The sequence below is a fragment of the Nitrincola lacisaponensis genome, from assembly GCF_000691225.1.
GTDB classification, from domain to species: Bacteria; Pseudomonadota; Gammaproteobacteria; order Pseudomonadales; family Balneatricaceae; genus Nitrincola; species Nitrincola lacisaponensis.
This window is the reverse complement of sequence record NZ_JMSZ01000021.1, coordinates 247,217-265,007: the sequence shown is the minus strand read 5'-3', so window position 1 is coordinate 265,007 and position 17,791 is coordinate 247,217. Positions and strand designations below refer to the sequence as shown.

The window sequence follows — 17,791 nt, the reverse complement described above, 5'->3', positions numbered from 1 at the left end:
GTTTTACTTGACCACTACAGTTCTTGCATAAACTGCTGGCTGAACACAGCCTTTCCCAGAGGCAGAAACAAATGCCGCGTTATATTCCGGAGACCATGCAATTACATATCCTTCAACGATACTTCCCTCTCTCAGCTGTCTATCTTTTAAGATAACATTTCCTTTGTTGTCGATTAACGCAACTGACATTTGCGGTTTATCTGATCCATACCAAATTCTATGGGCACTACAACCAGATAAAAATATTAGAGCAAGTAAAAGCATAGCTATTCTAAACACTTTGGTATCTCCTCTAAATCATGTATAACGCCGCATTCAGCGGCTTGTCCGCTGCAATGCTTTGTTAGGCTTGATTGCCCGATAAATTGCAATAGGCTGAACCATTATTCGAGGATACCTACAGGTTCTAATCATTTCCTCTAAGCCATCAAAACCTCGAAAAACACCACGAAACCCGTTTTCGAATGATTGTGACTCATTGCCGTCCTCGTCTAAATCTTTATCTTCAAACTCTTTCATTGGCTCGAAGGAGTCCCCATCTTTCTTCGGAATGGATGTGATAACCCCTAACATAGTTACTTTTATTGTAGGCTTCGAACCAAACAGGTAATGGACAGACTCAGTATTATCATCAAGGAAAAACTTTCGCTTTACATTAGACATTACATGAAAAATTTCTAAGTCTTCAAATGGGTATACTCGAACATTAAACACATCAGGAAGAAACACTCGAACCCATGTTTTTAACCCATCAATAATCCAGTTATCTACTTTACCTATTTCCCTAGAGCTGAAGACTGTATTTAGAGTGTTTTCGAAATCTAATAATTCGCTCTTTTTCTTAGTCTTTGCAGCACCGTTTTTCATCTTCTTGATGTCTTCTTTAATAACATCAACTTTTTCGATGAGCTCTTTTAGCTCAGGAGTTTCTGTCAAATTCGATTTGATGCTGTTATTTATAAAACCGACGATATCTTCATAGTTATGTGCGATTCTAGTGATCCGCTCATAATCTTCTAATACAACGTGTCCTTCGACCTTGATACATAGAGCACTTTCAAATATTTTGGTGGCATTACCTGACTCAACTGCTTCTCTGGTAACGTCGACGCCAATTTCAGCAGCGTATCCTTTTTCAAAAAGCTCACTTTCAAGCTCGTTGTATACGTCGTGATGGCTAACTCGGACTTCTTTAATCGCTTGAGACTCTGTTTCAGTGCCACCTGCCTCATGCTTGAATATTTTGAAGTCGTAATTTCTTAAGTTTTTACTGTTTTCACTAGACGTTGAGGATGCTTCTACAGATTGAACTATTCCACCTGATATCTGGCTATACAGCGAACTTACCTTCTCCATATCAAGATATATAAAATCTTTTATTTCTTTCATCATGTGTCCTGTGAGTAACTGCTAGCCTACTATTCGTGGGTAACACCAGATGCCTAACGCCGCCAGCAGGTGAGACAAAACCAGAGCAAAGCGGCGGTTTTGGCTTCACACTGGCTGGCCTTGTTAGCCGATGCCATTGTGTATTGATGAATCGATTCTCGCCGCTTCTTCATCTGAAAGCGGTTGCCAATTGCTCCGAGATACTCCAAAAGAACATTCAGCCTCATCTAGTGCTTCTTCCATGGATAGAAAGCAATGGTCGCTATCCGCAAGAACTCCCGTCAAATCGCGGAATCGGATCATCAGGTAGACGGAGCCACCTTCTGCACATTTGAGCTCGTGAATAACCAGAGAGGCTACATTCTCCATTTCGGAAGGACATCGGCTTACAGGACAAAAGATAGATAGCATAAGCTTTTTCCGACTCACGGCTAACGCTGAGCTTAGCGGCACCCTTGTAATGGAGGCGAAGCCGCAATGAAAAGGGTGTCCGGCGGCCATCGGCCGCGTACTACAGCGACTGGTTAAATGGCGGAAAGCGCCGCCCTACGGATCTCTGTTCTCCAGAGCCTGAGACAATCTTCCGCCAACTTGAGTGCATCGTAACTAACACCATTGTGATCAATTTCGTACTGACAGAAAAATGTGATTGGCTTCTTCATTTCCGGTTTGTACGTCGCAATCAACCAGTGACGATTCGAGATATCAGGTTGGGAACCACTTCTGAGCCGTTTAATTCGGCAGTGCTTCTTACCATTGCAAAAGTCAGCACAAATCCTGAGCTCATCGTGCTTATTGATGAACTTTTGCAGCGCCTGACGTTGATACTTCGCCGGGTACATTTCCGGAAGCCAATCGGCAAGATGATGACAGTGAATAAAGAACGAAACCACATCATCTTCGTAGTACTCAACCCGCTTGAACATGTGAGGACATCCAGCATATATGGCTCTTATTCGGTCAAGATAGCGCTGTACTCTGTGAAGTTGCTCCATGATTCATCGAGCCATTTAACGCCGCAAATCACCGGCACCAAAAAGCAGAGCGAAGCGGCGCTTTTGGCGTCCGTGTGCATTTGCCTTGTTAACCGTATTAATCACCTGCCTGGCTGCCACTCGTTATAGCTGGGGATACCTTCATACTCCAGCCACTCAACATCATGACCCGTCCAAATATGGGCTTCTGGTTTTAAGCCTGGATCTTCATCCAAGGTTGCAACCCGCAGAATGACATGTGGCTGACCAGGCCTCTCTGCTACTAAATGAGTGCCACACACCGAACAAAAATGCCTCATCTTTCCAGGACTGGATTCAAAGCTCGAAAGCTTATCCTCTCCACGCAACCATCGAAAATTTTCTCTCAGTACACCAGCGGTAGGCGCGAAAGGTGCAGCATGTGCTTTTCGACAAGTTTTGCAGTGGCAATAAATGATTGACATATCAAGTGTGGCAACCTCATATTCTATGGTCCCACACAAACAGCTCCCTTTCACGCACGCCTCCTTTTGTACAGTTAACGCCCGCATTTGCGGCTGGTTTGGAGCGCAGCGGAAAACCAGTCCGACAACATGCGCTTGTTATATGCTGCCTGGGACAATGACCAAGCAGAACTTTCAATGATAATATCTTTTTTAATCTTAGTCATTGGTTTTGAGCAACACACTGTATGCAATTATAACGAATATATATTCTGCCGCTGTAAAAATGCTCTTTCTCCCCCTTCTAGTATTGCGCAGCAATCTTTCTGTATAGATTCCCTGTCAATTGATCCTCGATTTACAATCGAAGTTTTATCGCTTGTACTCCGAAGCGGAACAATCAACTCTGCATCACCCAAAACTGCGATATTAGCATTATGTGTAACGATAATTACTTGTCGCGTCTCTTTAATCTTTTTCAAATTGGCAACAATAGTTTTGTATACAAATTCGCTGTCCAGGTGATCTTCTGGCTGATCTATTAGAAGCGGAATATTGTTTTTAGATTGAATAAGAATTGCCAATAGGATTGACTGCTGCTGACCTAGTGACAACTTAGATATTGACTTAGATATATTCCTTGTCTGTCCGTCAACCTCTACTACTTTAGTCACCAAAATATGCGGCCTATCCTCGTATGTAAGTGCTTGAAAATCTTCATATGTATTGCTCTCACCGACCTGTTCGAAAATTCGATCTATATCTTCATTCGAAAACACAGGCCCTCCATTCTCATCCAGAATATTAGCAAAGGCTGACTTTCGGCGGCGTTTGACTTCTGATGAAAAGGTTATAGGTGACATATTAGAGGCTATAATTTCGGACCTTTTAACTTGGGAAGTCCTCCACCCCATTACTTGCTTAAGAAGCTCCTCAAACCTAGGCGAGTAACCCCCTTCGGAAAATTTAGCTGAAACAAATAGCCCATCAACCGAGTTCTTTAAGTTGTTATTTATCTGGACACTAAAAGCATATCGCTCCTTATAGATATTTTTCTTCAGTTCAATCCGTTGCCTCAGAAGCTGTGCTCTTTCATTCTCTGCGTCTTTTAACTTGACTTGGTCAGCCTGTAGCTTCCTAAGACGCTTCTCATAATATTCAAGATCTTTAGCAATCTGGTTAATTTTTCCAATATCAAAAGGAATCCCTGCTTTTTCTAGCTCTGATTTTTTATCGTCAATCTGCTTTTGAATGTCAGACTCTTTTGACTTCCATGATTCAAGCTGAACCTTAAGAAGCTCAATCTTTTCTTCTAAGGCCAAATTTAGCTCGTCAGATTTACCTGAAACAATTTCAGAAAATTCATCAATCAGTCTCTTTACTTCGGCTATCTGGTCTTTTCCTACAATTATTTCATCATCGGAAAAATTGTCAAAATACTCAAAAAAGGTTGAATCTTTAAGAACTTCGCGATAGTTTTTAACAAGATTTTTTAGCTGCTCTATAAGGTCATCCCTTAACCCTTTCTCTTTAACCAAAGCAACTTGATGCTTAACAAGATCTCCAACTTTATCTTGTTCTAACCTAGATTTTTTCTCTTTTAAGGAATTGAGTTGCCTTTCGGTATCTTTTATTGCTGCAACCTCAATTCGTAGCTTTCCTAGCGCACTCTGATTGTCGAGCAGTAATTGGCAGACATTTGCATCTTCCTGCTTTAAATGCTCGACCTCCAAAAAACCGTCGAGAAAATCTAGTAATTTTTGCGGGTCGTCATCACTGTTCTTTATAGTATCAGCTGTTTCGCTTTGCCCGTAACACTCCATAGGCACTTTCTGGAGCCCATCATCTCCATCCGTGTAATTAAATGCATCACCATTTTTAGAGCGACGGAATTCGATTACTTTTCCTGTTTCATCTTCGTAAAACAAACTAATATCATCAGGCCACACATCGCTATCAACAACTTCCTTCGAGGATTCATTCCCTGATGCTGCTCGTACAATCTCCATCAATGTTGACTTGCCGGTACCCCTGCCGCCTATTATGCAGCTTAGGTTATTACTGAAATCAATAAACTGGCCATCTAGAAGGCCTCCCTTAATCTGCACTTTGACAAATTTTGGAACCCTTTCAGGAATTACATCTTCGATACGCACACGAGACTCATAGGACATCAAAGCAATGCGAATTGCTTGAAAGCTCAATTCATCAACTTTGAAACGTGTTAGCTTCTTATTGCCTTCCGCATTTGTCCCAAGCTTATTTATTGAGTGTGAATCGGAAGACATAACTTTAGGCAGTATTGCATCATCATGTAAGTTAAGTCTGCTTCTCCGCTCTTTTACTAGAGCCAATCGATTACTATCGGAATCATCATCTGTATAAAGATAAAAACTATCTTTTTTACTTATTTCAAGAGCAAGCAACGCCGGATGACATAATATGTCTTCCATTTGAGCATTAAATCTCACTACTGTTTTCTCAAATCCAGAATCCAATTCAATGTGAGCAAGTATTCCAAATCCATTAAATTGCGAAGCAAAATTTAAGCACTCGACAATACCTTGTGAGCAACGCTCTTTGTCGTCGGAAATAGTAAGTTTCCCGTAAAAAGACCTCAAGTCTTGAAAGCTCTGAAAATATACAAGGAGATGCCCTTGTGTTGTGCTGACCTCAATCCCTGGCACAACAAATATATCCTTGCCTTCTGCATAATCAATTGCGGCCTTACTGTTTAGAATTTCATTGTGATCCGTAATACTAATAATTTTTAGATTAGAATCTATTGCTGTGTCCACAATATTCTGAGGTGTCATTTGTTGGTCATTAACATCAAACGAACCTGAATCTTTTCCGTAAGAATGTATGTGAAGATCAGCTCGAAAAAACCTAGCGCCATTATTAAAGTTATTGTCCAAAATCATCTCCGAAATCCAATATCAATAGGCTAAAGATACTATTTCCAACGCCCTTTTCGATCCAAATAAAAAGCACGAGCTGCCGCTTCTGGAGGCATATAACGCAAAGCACACGGGTGACAGCCGCGCAGCGGTTGGCATCCCAGCGGCCGAAGGCCGCGAGTGATGCGCCTTGTTAAGTGTTTTTGTATAGTTTTGACCATGAGTTCCAATCGTCTTCGTTACGCAGATAAACCAGCAGCGGAAGGTGCTCCATCTTATTTGGATACGGAACCGCTAACATCTCTTCGGTATAGCTGCGATGGCTCTTTGAATAATTTGCTAGGATATTGGTCAGTGCAACGCTAGCAACTTCCTTAGCTTCTTCGCTTGGCTCACCATCGAATATAAAACGCGCAACCAAGTCTTCACCGTCCTTAGACAGGCTGAATGACACTGCCCTAAAGGATGGCGCAACTTCACCCAGAAGCCCGCTTTGGGCATACAACATTAATTTTATATCGTGCTCAGTTCTCATAGACACTTAACATTTATATCGTAGCCCCAAAGGCCACTTTGCCAAGACCACTATCCCAGCCAATTAATTGAACCCAAGCTAGCTCAAAACCCTGGGCTGTTCCATTTTCTCTAGCATCTATGACATTCATGCCAATGGCAAATCGATCATGCAGACTACTATCACGATTTCACCAAATGAAAGCAAGAGTATGATTTTCTTAAAATTAATACAACTTTAAAACTACCTTCCTGGATATGAGCCTCTACGACCACTTTGCCAGCCACTCTGACTTGACCAAACACAAAATACTGTATATAAAAACAGTATTGTTATTTAATTCATAACAAGGAGCTGTTAATGGATGATATACCACCACCCTTGCCTGCTAATCCTTCACGTTTCATGGATCAGCTCCGTGCATCCATGCGCTCACGTCATCTGGCTTATCGTACAGAAAAAACCTATTGCGGCTGGATCAAGGATTTCATTTATTTTCATCAGAAGCGTCATCCTCTAGAGATGGGAGCCATCGAAGTAGATGCCTGGTTAAGCTATCTTGCTAATCAGCGTCATGTTGCCATCAACACGCAAAAAACTGCGTTGAATGCGGTTGTGTTTCTTTATAAACACTTCCTGCACAAGGATCTTGGACAGCTGGCATTTACTCGAACCAATAAAGGCCGTCGGATACCGACTGTTTTCACCCATGAAGAAGCCATGCGTGTGCTTGGTTTTATGGAGGGGGATCATAAACTGGTTGCCAGTTTGATGTATGGCTCCGGGCTTCGTGTAATGGAATCGGTTCGCTTGCGTGTCCAGGATGTTGATTTCGCTCAGCAGTGCCTGATTATTCGTGAAGCCAAGGGCGATAAATGCCGTCGTACACTACTACCCAAGGCATTGCTTGAACCTTTGCGTATACAAATTGATCTGGCCTTGTCTATCCATCAGCAAGATCTCAATGAAGGTTTTGGCAAGGTGTATTTGCCCTATGCGCTGGAGAAGAAATACCCTAAGGCGGCTACCAGCCCCGCCTGGCAGTATATTTTTCCGGCACCTAATCGCGCTAAAGATCCACGCAGTGGGGTGATTCGTCGTCATCACGTAGGTGAGCAACAGGTCCGACGTTCAGTTGCGCGGGCCTTGGCAAAATCGCATATTCACAAGAAAGCCAGTTGCCACACGTTAAGACACTCTTTCGCAACAAACCTGCTTCGTGCAGGCACAGATATACGCAATATTCAGGAGCTACTGGGGCATAACGATATTAATACGACCATGATTTATACCCATGTCATCGGTATACATGAACGCAATGTTTCAAGTCCCCTGGACAGGTGAAGCTCTAAACGTCAGGAAGGCTACCGCAGGGCCGGTGCTCCATCACAGCTGTAGAATATGTCCAGATTGTCTTCAGGAATTAAAACAAGCAACATTGAATATTGCAAGACTTGCTTGCAGGTATGATCTGGGAAGATTGAGCAGAATTTCTGGTGATGGTGCCCCGAACCGGACTCGAACCGGTACAGCCTTTCAGCCGAGGGATTTTAAGTCCCTTGTGTCTACCAATTTCACCATCGGGGCCGGTGTTGTCACGGTATGATCCGGGGATCAGGTGTTTAAGAGAATGGAGGCTGGAGTCGGAATCGAACCGGCGTACACGGAGTTGCAGTCCGCTGCATGACCACTCTGCCATCCAGCCTTTGACTCTCTTAAAACGATCAGGCGAGGCCTGATTTGGAGCGGGAAACGAGACTCGAACTCGCGACCCCAACCTTGGCAAGGTTGTGCTCTACCAACTGAGCTATTCCCGCATTTCACTGGACAGGCAATGTCTGTCAGTGGGTGCGTATTGTACGGATATAGAATTTGCCGTCAATAGTTTTTTTCAAGTTTCTGTTTTTTCAGCATTTATGATCAAATAATAAACAGCTCAAAGCTCAAATATCGTCACTGAGTAGCGGCCAGGCGGCACGCAGGTAGAGGAACATTGACCAGAGTGTCAGTAATGCTGCCCCGTAGAGGGTCAGGATTCCGACCCAGGACAGCAGCGAGAAAGGCGGCACGGCAATGAGCACCAGGATCGCAACCATTTGCAGGGTGGTTTTGACCTTGCCGATCATGGAGACGGCGACACGGGTGCGCTCACCAATTTCGGCCATCCATTCGCGCAGGGCTGAAATCACGATTTCCCGACCGATAATCACCACTGCCGGAATGGTGACCATGGGCGTTGCATAGGTCTCAACCAGCATCACCAGTGCCACGGCAACCATCAGCTTATCGGCAACCGGGTCCAGAAAGGCACCAAAGGGTGAATGCTGATCCAGTCGGCGGGCCAGGTAGCCGTCCAGCCAGTCTGTCAGCGCAGCCAGGCCAAACACGGCGGCAGCCACCCAGGATGACCAGCTGCCCGGTATGTAATAAATGATTACAAATACCGGAATCAAAAAAATCCGCAGCAGTGTCAGCAGATTAGGTATTTTCATTGAAAACAGCATGGTGTGGTCCTGTTCAGCTGTCGGGATGCAGGCACGACCAGATTTCCTGTGCCAGCTTAGCACTTATGGTAGAGACTTTTGCAATTTCTTCAACACTTGCGTTCTCTATCTCTTTGATACTGCCGAAATACTTGAGCAGCTCCCGACGTCTTTTCTGGCCGATACCGGGAATATCCTCAAGTAATGAGCGTTTACGCAGTTTGCCTCGGCGTGCACGATGGCCGGTGATGGCGAAGCGATGCGCTTCATCACGAATATGCTGCAGCAGGTGCAAGGCTCCAGAGTCGGCTGGCAGAACGGATTCGCTGCCGGTCAAACCATTCACCAGGAACTCAAAACCGGCCTTGCGGGTGGTGCCCTTGGCAATGCCGATCACCTGAACCTCTGTAATCTGCAATGACTCCAGCACTTTCATGGCCTGAGACACCTGCCCTTTGCCACCATCAATCACCAGCAAATCGGGCAGCTTGCCCTCCCCCTTCTTCAGGCGGGTATAGCGCCGCTCCAGAGCCTGTTGCATGGCGGCATAATCATCGCCTGCCGTTATGCCTTCGATATTAAAGTGGCGGTAATCGGATTTGAGTGGTCCATTCGCGTCAAACACCACGCAGGAGGCTACTGTCGCTTCACCTGAGCTGTGACTGATATCGAAGCACTCCATACGCTGAATACTGGTGTCCATGTCCAGCAGTGCCTGCAGGGACAGCAGGCGTTGCGCAATGGTCTGTTTACTGGCTAACTGACTGACCAGTTGCTGCTGGGCATTGGTTTGTGCCAGACGCTGCCAGCCAGCTCTGTCACCTCGCACACTGTGCATGACCCGTATGCGGCGCTGGGTTTTGTCGCACAGCGCCTGCTCAATCAGATCGGCGTCTTCCAGCGCTATGGGTAAAATGATCGCTGACGGGATCTCACGAGCTCCTGTCAGATAAAATTGGGCAATAAAGGCCGACAGCACTTCGCTCTCTGTCCCTTCCAGCGAGAGTTTGGGGTGATAGGCTTTACTGCCGATGACTCGCCCGCCTCGCACAAACAGGGCATGGATCGAGATCACGCCGCTGTTGATCGCACAGCCAAATACATCGGCCTCGCCACCGCTGCCAGACACATATTGCTGTTCCTGTACCTGGCGCAAAGCAGAGATCTGGTCACGCAGCTCGGCGGCCAGCTCGAAGTCCAGTGCCGTTGCCGCTTGTTCCATGCGCAGTGCCAGTTCCTGAATCACGGCTTTGTTTTTGCCTTCAAGAAACATGCTGGCGTGGCGCAGGTCTTCAGCGTAGCGCTCCTCATCGATCAGGCCGACACAGGGTGCCGTACAGCGTTTGATCTGATGCTGCAGGCATGGCCGTGAACGATTGCGGAAAAAGCTGTCTTCACACTGACGGATACGGAAGAGTTTCTGCAGCAGGTTCAGGCTTTCCCGCACCGCTCCGCCACTGGGGAAAGGACCGAAATACTGCCCCTTGGCGCGTTTAGCTCCCCGATGGAAGCGCACCGCAGGAAACTGGTCAGTGGAAGAGATAAAGATATAGGGGTAAGACTTGTCATCGCGCAGCAGAATATTATAAGGCGGTCGCTGTGCCTTGATCAGGTTTTGTTCCAGCAGTAAGGCTTCGGTTTCGCTGTGTGTCAGCGTCACTTCAATACGGCGGATATGCGAGACCAGCGCCTGGGTTTTTACACCCTGCCCTGAACTGCGAAAGTAGCTGCTGACACGGTTTTTCAGGTTGCGCGCTTTGCCGACGTAGAGAATCTTGTCCTGTTCGTCGTACATCTGATACACCCCGGGACGGGTGCTCAGGTTGGCCAGAAAGGCTTTAGCGTCGAAGGTGTTCGATTGAGACTCCGCCATGCGGTCAGGATTTCAATGCCAGTCGCTTGTTGGCATTCATGTGAATGTGGGTCGCATCTTTGTGAATCTGTTGCAACTGTTCACGGGTGGCGTCGGTAATGCCCGCTCCCCGTGACAGTGACACTTCAAGATAGACGCCGATTTCAGCGTAGTAGTAGATCCGGGCATTAAACGAGCGTGCCCGTTTCAGCTTGCTCAGTGACATCTGGGCGCCATTGACCAGAATGGTATTGATGTCGTTATCAGACAGCAGCGGATGGCGCTGATTGTCGCTGACACTTTTTTCTGGCTGACTGATGTTCACTGAGCGCTGCATAGACGTTATCCTGAAGTGGTCAAACGGGTTTATTCACCGGCTTTCGCGGCATCTTTGGCAATCGCTTTTTTCAGAAAAACGATACCAAATACGGTGATGGCCACCACGCCGACGATAACCGCCAGACTTGGCGCCAGTGAAATCAAGCTGTATTTATCGATAGAAGTCATAGAACTTACCTTTGGTTTTTGAATGAAATCAGCGGGTCTTGATGCCCTTTGGGTCGCGATTATAAAGAATTAACGACCTGTCTCAAACCTTTTCACCAAACTCGATGTATCCCAGCGTCCACCGCCACGCTGCTGCACCTCGGCATAGAACTGATCGACCAGTGCGGTCACCGGCAACTGGGCACCATTACGGCGCGCTTCGTTTAACGCGATGCTGAGGTCTTTACGCATCCAGTCTACTGCAAAGCCGAAATCAAACTCACCCTGCAGCATGGTCTTGTGACGATTCGCCATTTGCCAGGAGCCTGCGGCACCGTGCTGAATAACATCGAACACTTTTTCACCATCCAGACCGGCCTTGTCGATGAAGTGCACCGCTTCAGCCAGGCCCTGCACCAGTCCTGCGATACAGATCTGGTTGACCATTTTGGCCAGCTGTCCTGCACCAGGACCACCGATCAGTTTCTGTGAGCGGGCATAGCTGGCCACGACCGGTTCAGTCCGGCTGTATGCCGCTTCTTCGCCACCCACCATGACACTGAGTACACCCTGCTCAGCACCGGCCTGACCGCCGGAAACAGGCGCATCGAGAAAATGGACGCCCTGCGCCGCAGCGGCTGCGTAGAGTTCTCGTGCAACTTCGGCAGAGGCCGTGGTGTGATCCACCAGAATCGAGCCTGCAGCCATGCCAGCCAGTACACCGGTATCACCCAGAGTGACGGAGCGCAGGTCATCATCATTACCGACGCAGACGAAGACCCACTCGGCACCTTCAGCAGCGGCCGCCGGTGTCTGCGCCATGCGTCCACCATGCTGGGCTACCCACTGCTCAGCTTTTTCAGCACTGCGGTTATAGACACACACCTCATGCCCCTTGGCGGCCAGATGTCCTGCCATCGGGAATCCCATGGTACCCAGTCCGATAAATGCCGTTTTCGCCATGCTCATGACTCCTGTTGTATTTCAATCTGATGCGCCACGATACCACGAACGATGGCACACACCATGTTGGCAGAGTTGGTTGCAGCGGTTTCCAGAAACTCTTTGAAGGAGATGTTGGATTCCTTGCCGGCAATATCGGACAACGCACGTATGACAATAAACGGAATATCAAACCGGTGACAAGTCTGCGCAATCGCAGCGGCTTCCATTTCAACCGCCTGAATTTCCGGAAAGGTGTTGCGTGTTGCAGCAACGCGCTCCGGTGCATCCATAAAGCTGTCACCGGTCGCGATGAGTCCATGCACGGTATTGATGCCAACAAATTCGTTAATGCATTTTTCGGCGATGGCTGAAAGATCCGGGTCAGGGATAAAAGCTGGCGGCATGCCCGGCAACTGTCCAGGCTGATAGCCAAAAATCGTCAGGTCCGCATCATGGTGTATGACCCGATCTGAAATCACCACATCACCCACGGCCAGCGACGGATCAAACCCGCCCGCAGAACCGGTATTGATAACACAATCGGGGCTGAACTCATGCAACAGAATCGTGGTACCGATGGCTGCATTGACTTTACCTATACCGGACTTTAGCAGGATGACATCTGCACCGTGAAGCTGTCCCTGATAAAACTCATAACCGGCCTGATTAAAAGAGTGCACATTTTCCATGGCACCTTTAATCAGTTCAATTTCCTGATCCATGGCACCGATCAATGCGATGCGCAAAGGTTTTTCTGACGTGATCCGGTGGGTCAGCGTCTTGGGGGTCGTATGCTGCTGAGTCATGTTGTATGCAAATCGTTTATTAAATAGTTGTACCAGTCATGCTACCACGCAGGCGGGAATTCGCAATCGATTCAGCAGCGCAAATCGGGGTTTTCACGCAGTTGTTCAATATCCGGCCATCCCAGACGGGCAAAGAGCGCCATCACCTCGTCATCCGGTGGCGCACTGACTTTGACCTGCTTCAGCTCGTACGGATGTTCGAAACGCAGTTCGGTTGCCATCAGCAGCAGACGATGCAGATCAAAATGTTCCCTGAACAGACGATTGTGTCGCCCTTCACCGTGTTTGGTATCACCCACCAATGGATGCAAAAGATGCTTCATGTGACGGCGTATCTGATGCTTACGGCCCGTTTCAGGCTTCACTTCAACCAGTGAATAGCGTGCTACGGGATAGCGCCCGACCGGGATGGGTAACTCGACATGCCCCAGGGTACGATAATGAGTTACCGCCTCTTGTGGCGGCTTGCTGTCACTGGCAAAGGGTTCAGCAAAATGGTCCTTCTCCTGCGTCAGCGGATAATCAATACTCCCCTCCGGGTCGGTCCAGCCACGCACCACACAGAGATAGGTTTTGTGCACCCGTCGATCAATAAACTGCTGATGCATGGTTTGCGCCGCCTGTTTGTCATTGCGTACAAAAGCAATAACGCCTGAGGTGGCCCGATCCAGGCGATGCAGCGTATGAAAAGTATCCGCAGGAAACTGCTGCTTGAGCCAGCCGACCAGATTCGGTGTACGTGCCGGTGCAATCCAGCTGGGATGAACCAGCAAGCCTGCGGGTTTATGCAAAATCATCAGGACATCATCCTGATACAGAATGTCAGGTTCAGGTAAGGTATTCACAGAATCTCGATCGATAACAGTGACAGGAACCCCTGAGGGGAATTATTCACACGGATTCCGGTCAAAAACTTGAATTCAGGGTAATTTACCCTGATTATTAGGCCTGTTCCAGATTTGATCATAACGAGGACTGCTATGGATAAAGTACATGCATTGGATCACCGCACCGAGGTGTCGGTCATCCAGACCAACAAAATGATCCGCAACACTTATATGTTGCTGGCAATGACGTTGGGCTTCAGCGCCGTTACGGCGGTGATTTCCATGATCATCAACCCGCCCTTCCTGTTCTACATCGGCAGTGTGCTGGTCAGCTTCGGTCTGCTTTTTGTGCTGAATCGCAAACAGAACTCGGCTGCAGCATTACCACTGGTATTTGCCTTCACTGGTTTGCTCGGCTTTGGCCTGGGCCCATTGCTGAACCACTACCTGGCAATGGCAGGTGGCGGTCAGATCGTCATGACCGCACTGGGCATGACTGCGCTGACGTTTGTCGGCCTGTCTGCCTATGTCATGAGCAGCAAGCGTGACTTCAGCTTCATGGGCGGCTTCCTGGCAACAGGTGCCATCGTGATGCTGATTGCCATGGTGGCACTGATTGCACTGCCATTCTTCGGTGTGTACATCCCTGCCCTGCATCTGGCATTCTCGTCTCTGGTGGTTCTGCTGATGGCTGGCTTCATCCTGTATGACACCAGCAACATCGTCAACGGTCACTACCAGAACTACATCATGGCAACCGTCGGTCTGTACCTGAGCATCTACAACATGTTCGTACATCTGCTGCACCTGGTTGGTGTGCTCAGCAGCGACTGATCCGCAACACTTCAGAAAACCCCGCCTTCTTTGTTAAGATGGCGGGGTTTTTTATTATCTGGCGAGGTGATCTGATGATTTTTACACTGGTGGTTCATGCGTCTCCGGTACAGCATCAGGCGCCGGAAACCGCTTTGCGCTTTGCGCGAGCCGTTCTGGAAGCGGGCCACACCCTGCACCGGGTATTCTTCTACCGGGATGGTGTTCTGAACGGCAATACGCTGGTCAGCTCACCCGCAGACGAGTCCAATATTCCTGAGGATTGGCAGGCACTGGCGAAAGAATACCCGTTGGATCTGGTAGTGTGCATTGCGGCTGCGATCCGTCGCGGTGTCCTGGATGCCAATGAGGCTCGCCGCTATGACAAGAATCAGCATAATCTGGCACCGGGTTTTGAGCTGTCAGGACTTGGCCAACTGGTCGAAGCGGCCATGCTGTCAGACCGGGTAATTACCTTTGGAGGTCGGGGATGAACAAGCGTTTTCTGCTGATCTGCAGCCGTCCGCCTTATGGCAGCTCTGCCGCGCGTGATCTGCTGGATATCGCTCTCACCTGCTCGGTATTTGAGCAATCCGTCAGCCTGCTGTTGATGGGAGATGCGATTTTGCAGCTCTTGCCGGAGCAAAACCCGACCGCTATTCGACAGAAAAACCTGAATGCCATTCAGTCCTCACTGGCACTTTATGATATTGAATCCATATACGTCGACGCTGAGGCCCTGCGCTTTCATGGCCTGAGCGCCGAAACACTATTGCTCAAGCCCCAGGCACTGGAACCTGATGCGTTACAGCAACTGATCCGCGAACAAGACGTTGTCTTGCCACTCTGACAGATGACAGGTGCCCTCATGAGCCGATCCTTACACACACTCAACACGCCGCCCTCGGATACAGATACGCTTTCACACTGCCTGATGGCACTCAGTGAAGGTGATGAGCTGCTGCTGATCGAAGATGCGGTGTATTTCACCCTGCCTGCACATCGTCACAAGCTGCCATCCGGGGTGCCAATCCATGCGCTGGCGGTCGATCTTCAGGCACGCGGGTTAACAAACGCTACGGATATTTCCATTATCAGTGATCCGGAGTTCGTCAATCTGACGCTCCACTGTAACCGTGTTGTGAGCTGGTTTTAAATGACACAGGACTATCGCACCCTGCTGGATGATGAAGGCTATCTGTTCCGTCTGGAAGACTGGTCAGAGCCTTTGGCGGAACAACTGGCACAGGATAAAGGCATCCAGCTCACGCCTGCTCACTGGGAAGTTCTATGGCTGCTCCGCGATTTCTATCAGCAATATCAGCATTCCCCGGCCATGCGACCACTGTGCAAGGCGGTCAGTTTACAGCTGGGTGCAGAAAAAGGCCGCAGCATCTACCTGATGCAACTGTTTCCCGGCAGCCCTGCCAAACTGGCTGCCTGTATTGCCGGACTGCCAAAGCCGGACAATTGTCTTTGAAAGTGGCGCTATTCACCTGACAATTCCATGGCTACACTCAACTATTACCGCTATAATCAAACACATCTGAATTTAAATACACGTTCTTCACAGTAAGCAGAAAGGAACCTTGATCATGAGTTTAGAGGCCGCTGCAGAGCAACTGAAAATGCGGGAAAAAATTTCCGATAACAAAAAGAAGCAGGAAGAAAATGCCCGTCGCGCCAAGGAAGAAGAAGTGGTGTACCACCAGTGGGCGACTTTCCGCGTCAATCAGGAACTCTATGGTATCGATGTGATGCAGGTGAAGGAAGTGCTGCGCTATGTCGAGATTACACCTGTTCCGGGTGCGGATTTTTCCGTACTGGGCATTATCAACGTACGTGGTAATGTGGTCACCGTCATAGACACTCGCCGCCTGTTCCATATGGCTGATGTTCCTTATGATGACGACACTCGCATCATCATTGTAGAGCTGAATGACAAAGAAGTTATCGGTCTGGTGGTCGACAGCGTTGATGAAGTGATCAACCTGCCAGCTAACCGGGTAGATCGTGCGCCCAATCTCAGCGGCGACGAGTCAACCAAGCGCTTCGTCCAGGGTGTTTGCTATCACAATAACATTCTGATCATCCTGCTCGACCTGACCAAAATGCTGCTCAGTATCACTCCCGCAACGGATGATGATCTCGGTTATTGATTCGATCCTGCACAGACCTGTCTTCTGATTAATACAGGAGACGGGTCAGGCCTTACTGAACAGGCGATGAAAGTTTTCACGCGTGATTTCAGCCACCGCTTCTTTGGAAACACCTTTTAGATCGGCAACACACTGCGCCACCTCGACAACATAGGCGGGCTGGTTCTGTTTTCCGCGATAAGGCACCGGTGCCAGATATGGCGCGTCGGTTTCGATTAACAGGCGCTCCAATGGCACAGCCTTCACCACGTCGCGCAAGGCTTCTGCATTTTTGAAAGTAATGATTCCCGAGAAGGAAATCATATAGTTCAGTTCAAGTGCAGCCATCGCCATCTCCAGCGACTCGGTAAAACAGTGCAGTACACCTGCCGTTTGCGGATTGCCATGCTGATCAATCAGCTGCAAGGTATCCTCTCGTGCGTCACGGGTATGCACGATCACCGGCAGGCCCAGCTCGCCAGCCAGACGCAGGTGACCGGCAAAACTCTCATGCTGGGCATCAATATGGTCACGGGAGTAATAGTAATCCAGCCCTGTTTCACCAATCGCGATTACACGCTCGCGAGCTGCCGCCTGGCGTAACCGGGCTTCATTGTATGGCTGTTCATCGACATGCAGCGGGTGTACACCGGCCGACAGAAAGACGCCGTCAAACCCCTGTGTTACACGCTCCATCTCTTCAAACTGGTCCAGGTCAATCGACACACACAGCATTTTGTGAACATCACGTGATCGGGCATGGTCGATAAGCTCAGGCAAAGAGGTACCCAGCTTTTCCAGATTGATGCGGTCGAGATGGCAGTGCGAGTCAATGTACATAAAGCGGTCAGTATTCCTGCTTGAAATCAGATGGTGTAGGTACGTCGGGAGCTGTTCAGTGCACCGGCGAGGTAGTTTTCAATTTTGCGCACCAGCGGTGCATCATCGGCGGTCAGTTGAATGCCGATACCCGGCACGCGCCCGCCCTGCGCTGCTTTGGGTGTTACCCAGATGACCTTGCCGGTTACCGGAATTTTTTCCTGTTCATCCATGATATTCAACAGCATGAAGACCTCCTCACCCAGCTGATAAGAGCGTGAGGTTGGTATAAACAGCCCACCATAGGTCACAAACGGCATAAAGGATTTATACAGATCCTCTTTATTTTCTATCGATAAGGACAGGATACCGTGACTGATTCTGGGCACAATCGACATGTGT

General features: G+C 48.5%; 22 protein-coding genes and 3 tRNA genes. 7 read left to right on the top strand and 18 right to left on the bottom strand.

Annotated elements, in window-relative coordinates:
* Positions 1 to 3: 3 nt before the first annotated feature.
* From ADINL_RS16365 to ADINL_RS08425, 6 genes are all read right to left on the bottom strand, one after another.
* Positions 4 to 279, bottom strand: coding sequence for a hypothetical protein (locus ADINL_RS16365; RefSeq protein ID WP_152547650.1), 276 nt, complete (start codon positions 277 to 279; stop codon positions 4 to 6).
* A 36-nt stretch (positions 280 to 315) separates the two neighbouring features.
* Positions 316 to 1,389, bottom strand: a complete 1,074-nt coding sequence (locus ADINL_RS08440; RefSeq protein ID WP_036546297.1) for a DUF6414 family protein — start codon at positions 1,387 to 1,389, stop codon at positions 316 to 318.
* Between the two features lie 524 nt (positions 1,390 to 1,913).
* Positions 1,914 to 2,315 carry a hypothetical protein gene (locus tag ADINL_RS08435; protein WP_036546296.1) on the bottom strand — a complete coding sequence of 134 codons (402 nt, stop codon included), beginning with the start codon at positions 2,313 to 2,315 and terminating at the stop codon, positions 1,914 to 1,916.
* A gap of 170 nt (positions 2,316 to 2,485) precedes the next feature.
* Positions 2,486 to 2,914 (bottom strand): GFA family protein, encoded by a 429-nt coding sequence (locus tag ADINL_RS16230; RefSeq protein ID WP_084154444.1) that lies wholly within the window; start codon positions 2,912 to 2,914, stop codon positions 2,486 to 2,488.
* Positions 2,915 to 3,060: 146 nt separating this feature from the next.
* Complete coding sequence (locus ADINL_RS08430; protein WP_036546293.1) at positions 3,061 to 5,730, bottom strand: TrlF family AAA-like ATPase; 2,670 nt, start codon at positions 5,728 to 5,730, stop codon at positions 3,061 to 3,063.
* Positions 5,731 to 5,899: 169 nt separating this feature from the next.
* Complete coding sequence (locus tag ADINL_RS08425; protein ID WP_036546291.1) at positions 5,900 to 6,241, bottom strand: MafI2 family immunity protein; 342 nt, start codon at positions 6,239 to 6,241, stop codon at positions 5,900 to 5,902.
* Between the two features lie 339 nt (positions 6,242 to 6,580).
* Here ADINL_RS08425 and ADINL_RS08420 point away from each other — a divergent pair, with 339 nt between their 5' ends.
* Positions 6,581 to 7,564 carry an integron integrase gene (locus ADINL_RS08420; protein ID WP_036546288.1) on the top strand — a complete coding sequence of 328 codons (984 nt, stop codon included), beginning with the start codon at positions 6,581 to 6,583 and terminating at the stop codon, positions 7,562 to 7,564.
* Positions 7,565 to 7,720: 156 nt separating this feature from the next.
* Here the strand turns inward: ADINL_RS08420 and ADINL_RS08415 are convergent.
* From ADINL_RS08415 to ADINL_RS08375, 10 genes are all read right to left on the bottom strand, one after another.
* Positions 7,721 to 7,807: transfer RNA gene (locus ADINL_RS08415), tRNA-Leu, on the bottom strand.
* Between the two features lie 44 nt (positions 7,808 to 7,851).
* Positions 7,852 to 7,925, bottom strand: a tRNA-Cys gene (locus tag ADINL_RS08410).
* Positions 7,926 to 7,961: 36 nt separating this feature from the next.
* Positions 7,962 to 8,037, bottom strand: a tRNA-Gly gene (locus ADINL_RS08405).
* 126 nt (positions 8,038 to 8,163) lie between these two features.
* Positions 8,164 to 8,712, bottom strand: a complete 549-nt coding sequence (gene pgsA / locus ADINL_RS08400; protein ID WP_036546445.1) for a CDP-diacylglycerol--glycerol-3-phosphate 3-phosphatidyltransferase — start codon at positions 8,710 to 8,712, stop codon at positions 8,164 to 8,166.
* A 25-nt stretch (positions 8,713 to 8,737) separates the two neighbouring features.
* Complete coding sequence (gene uvrC / locus ADINL_RS08395) at positions 8,738 to 10,576, bottom strand: excinuclease ABC subunit UvrC (RefSeq protein ID WP_036546286.1); 1,839 nt, start codon at positions 10,574 to 10,576, stop codon at positions 8,738 to 8,740.
* A gap of 4 nt (positions 10,577 to 10,580) precedes the next feature.
* Positions 10,581 to 10,892, bottom strand: coding sequence for a hypothetical protein (locus ADINL_RS08390; RefSeq protein ID WP_036546284.1), 312 nt, complete (start codon positions 10,890 to 10,892; stop codon positions 10,581 to 10,583).
* Positions 10,893 to 10,921: 29 nt separating this feature from the next.
* On the bottom strand, positions 10,922 to 11,062 hold the full coding sequence (locus ADINL_RS16485; RefSeq protein WP_168713131.1) for a hypothetical protein: 141 nt from the start codon (positions 11,060 to 11,062) through the stop codon (positions 10,922 to 10,924).
* A 69-nt stretch (positions 11,063 to 11,131) separates the two neighbouring features.
* The gene (locus tag ADINL_RS08385) at positions 11,132 to 12,004 is read right to left on the bottom strand and encodes an NAD(P)-dependent oxidoreductase (RefSeq protein WP_036546281.1); all 873 of its coding nucleotides are present in this window, start codon (positions 12,002 to 12,004) and stop codon (positions 11,132 to 11,134) included.
* A gap of 2 nt (positions 12,005 to 12,006) precedes the next feature.
* Complete coding sequence (gene mtnN, locus ADINL_RS08380) at positions 12,007 to 12,792, bottom strand: 5'-methylthioadenosine/S-adenosylhomocysteine nucleosidase (protein WP_204368219.1); 786 nt, start codon at positions 12,790 to 12,792, stop codon at positions 12,007 to 12,009.
* A gap of 71 nt (positions 12,793 to 12,863) precedes the next feature.
* Positions 12,864 to 13,637 carry a pseudouridine synthase gene (locus tag ADINL_RS08375; RefSeq protein ID WP_036546278.1) on the bottom strand — a complete coding sequence of 258 codons (774 nt, stop codon included), beginning with the start codon at positions 13,635 to 13,637 and terminating at the stop codon, positions 12,864 to 12,866.
* A gap of 135 nt (positions 13,638 to 13,772) precedes the next feature.
* Here ADINL_RS08375 and ADINL_RS08370 point away from each other — a divergent pair, with 135 nt between their 5' ends.
* The 6 genes from ADINL_RS08370 (at position 13,773) to ADINL_RS08345 (ending at position 16,591) form a co-directional block, all read left to right on the top strand.
* Positions 13,773 to 14,453: a Bax inhibitor-1/YccA family protein gene (locus ADINL_RS08370; protein WP_051632661.1), complete on the top strand. Its 681-nt coding sequence runs from the start codon at positions 13,773 to 13,775 to the stop codon at positions 14,451 to 14,453.
* A 74-nt stretch (positions 14,454 to 14,527) separates the two neighbouring features.
* Positions 14,528 to 14,926, top strand: a complete 399-nt coding sequence (gene tusD / locus ADINL_RS08365) for a sulfurtransferase complex subunit TusD (protein WP_036546437.1) — start codon at positions 14,528 to 14,530, stop codon at positions 14,924 to 14,926.
* The gene (gene tusC, locus ADINL_RS08360; protein WP_036546276.1) at positions 14,923 to 15,282 is read left to right on the top strand and encodes a sulfurtransferase complex subunit TusC; all 360 of its coding nucleotides are present in this window, start codon (positions 14,923 to 14,925) and stop codon (positions 15,280 to 15,282) included. The genes tusD and tusC overlap by 4 nt, the downstream gene beginning before the upstream one ends.
* A gap of 18 nt (positions 15,283 to 15,300) precedes the next feature.
* Positions 15,301 to 15,588, top strand: coding sequence for a sulfurtransferase complex subunit TusB (gene tusB / locus ADINL_RS08355; RefSeq protein ID WP_036546273.1), 288 nt, complete (start codon positions 15,301 to 15,303; stop codon positions 15,586 to 15,588).
* Positions 15,589 to 15,912 carry a TusE/DsrC/DsvC family sulfur relay protein gene (locus ADINL_RS08350; protein WP_036546271.1) on the top strand — a complete coding sequence of 108 codons (324 nt, stop codon included), beginning with the start codon at positions 15,589 to 15,591 and terminating at the stop codon, positions 15,910 to 15,912.
* A gap of 115 nt (positions 15,913 to 16,027) precedes the next feature.
* Positions 16,028 to 16,591 carry a chemotaxis protein CheW gene (locus ADINL_RS08345; protein WP_084154442.1) on the top strand — a complete coding sequence of 188 codons (564 nt, stop codon included), beginning with the start codon at positions 16,028 to 16,030 and terminating at the stop codon, positions 16,589 to 16,591.
* Positions 16,592 to 16,636: 45 nt separating this feature from the next.
* On the opposite strand, the gene ADINL_RS08340 is transcribed toward ADINL_RS08345, so the two are convergent.
* Both ADINL_RS08340 and ADINL_RS08335 read right to left on the bottom strand, forming a co-directional pair.
* Complete coding sequence (locus ADINL_RS08340; RefSeq protein WP_036546265.1) at positions 16,637 to 17,410, bottom strand: TatD family hydrolase; 774 nt, start codon at positions 17,408 to 17,410, stop codon at positions 16,637 to 16,639.
* 26 nt (positions 17,411 to 17,436) lie between these two features.
* Positions 17,437 to 17,787 carry a PilZ domain-containing protein gene (locus ADINL_RS08335; protein WP_036546261.1) on the bottom strand — a complete coding sequence of 117 codons (351 nt, stop codon included), beginning with the start codon at positions 17,785 to 17,787 and terminating at the stop codon, positions 17,437 to 17,439.
* Positions 17,788 to 17,791: the final 4 nt, after the last annotated feature.

Bases quoted from the DNA above. Each gene is read 5' to 3' on its own strand.
- ADINL_RS08440 (WP_036546297.1), bottom strand. From the start codon at position 1,389: ATGAAAGAAATAAAAGATTTTATATATCTTGATATGGAGAAGGTAAGT.
- ADINL_RS08435 (WP_036546296.1), bottom strand. From the start codon at position 2,315: ATGTTCAAGCGGGTTGAGTACTACGAAGATGATGTGGTTTCGTTCTTT.
- ADINL_RS16230 (WP_084154444.1), bottom strand. From the start codon at position 2,914: ATGCGGGCGTTAACTGTACAAAAGGAGGCGTGCGTGAAAGGGAGCTGT.
- ADINL_RS08430 (WP_036546293.1), bottom strand. From the start codon at position 5,730: ATGATTTTGGACAATAACTTTAATAATGGCGCTAGGTTTTTTCGAGCT.
- ADINL_RS08425 (WP_036546291.1), bottom strand. From the start codon at position 6,241: ATGAGAACTGAGCACGATATAAAATTAATGTTGTATGCCCAAAGCGGG.
- ADINL_RS08420 (WP_036546288.1), top strand. From the start codon at position 6,581: ATGGATGATATACCACCACCCTTGCCTGCTAATCCTTCACGTTTCATG.
- pgsA (WP_036546445.1), bottom strand. From the start codon at position 8,712: ATGAAAATACCTAATCTGCTGACACTGCTGCGGATTTTTTTGATTCCG.
- uvrC (WP_036546286.1), bottom strand. From the start codon at position 10,576: ATGGCGGAGTCTCAATCGAACACCTTCGACGCTAAAGCCTTTCTGGCC.
- ADINL_RS08390 (WP_036546284.1), bottom strand. From the start codon at position 10,892: ATGCAGCGCTCAGTGAACATCAGTCAGCCAGAAAAAAGTGTCAGCGAC.
- ADINL_RS16485 (WP_168713131.1), bottom strand. From the start codon at position 11,062: ATGACTTCTATCGATAAATACAGCTTGATTTCACTGGCGCCAAGTCTG.
- ADINL_RS08385 (WP_036546281.1), bottom strand. From the start codon at position 12,004: ATGGCGAAAACGGCATTTATCGGACTGGGTACCATGGGATTCCCGATG.
- mtnN (WP_204368219.1), bottom strand. From the start codon at position 12,792: ATGACTCAGCAGCATACGACCCCCAAGACGCTGACCCACCGGATCACG.
- ADINL_RS08370 (WP_051632661.1), top strand. From the start codon at position 13,773: ATGGATAAAGTACATGCATTGGATCACCGCACCGAGGTGTCGGTCATC.
- tusD (WP_036546437.1), top strand. From the start codon at position 14,528: ATGATTTTTACACTGGTGGTTCATGCGTCTCCGGTACAGCATCAGGCG.
- tusC (WP_036546276.1), top strand. From the start codon at position 14,923: ATGAACAAGCGTTTTCTGCTGATCTGCAGCCGTCCGCCTTATGGCAGC.
- tusB (WP_036546273.1), top strand. From the start codon at position 15,301: ATGAGCCGATCCTTACACACACTCAACACGCCGCCCTCGGATACAGAT.
- ADINL_RS08350 (WP_036546271.1), top strand. From the start codon at position 15,589: ATGACACAGGACTATCGCACCCTGCTGGATGATGAAGGCTATCTGTTC.
- ADINL_RS08345 (WP_084154442.1), top strand. From the start codon at position 16,028: ATGAGTTTAGAGGCCGCTGCAGAGCAACTGAAAATGCGGGAAAAAATT.
- ADINL_RS08340 (WP_036546265.1), bottom strand. From the start codon at position 17,410: ATGTACATTGACTCGCACTGCCATCTCGACCGCATCAATCTGGAAAAG.
- ADINL_RS08335 (WP_036546261.1), bottom strand. From the start codon at position 17,787: ATGTCGATTGTGCCCAGAATCAGTCACGGTATCCTGTCCTTATCGATA.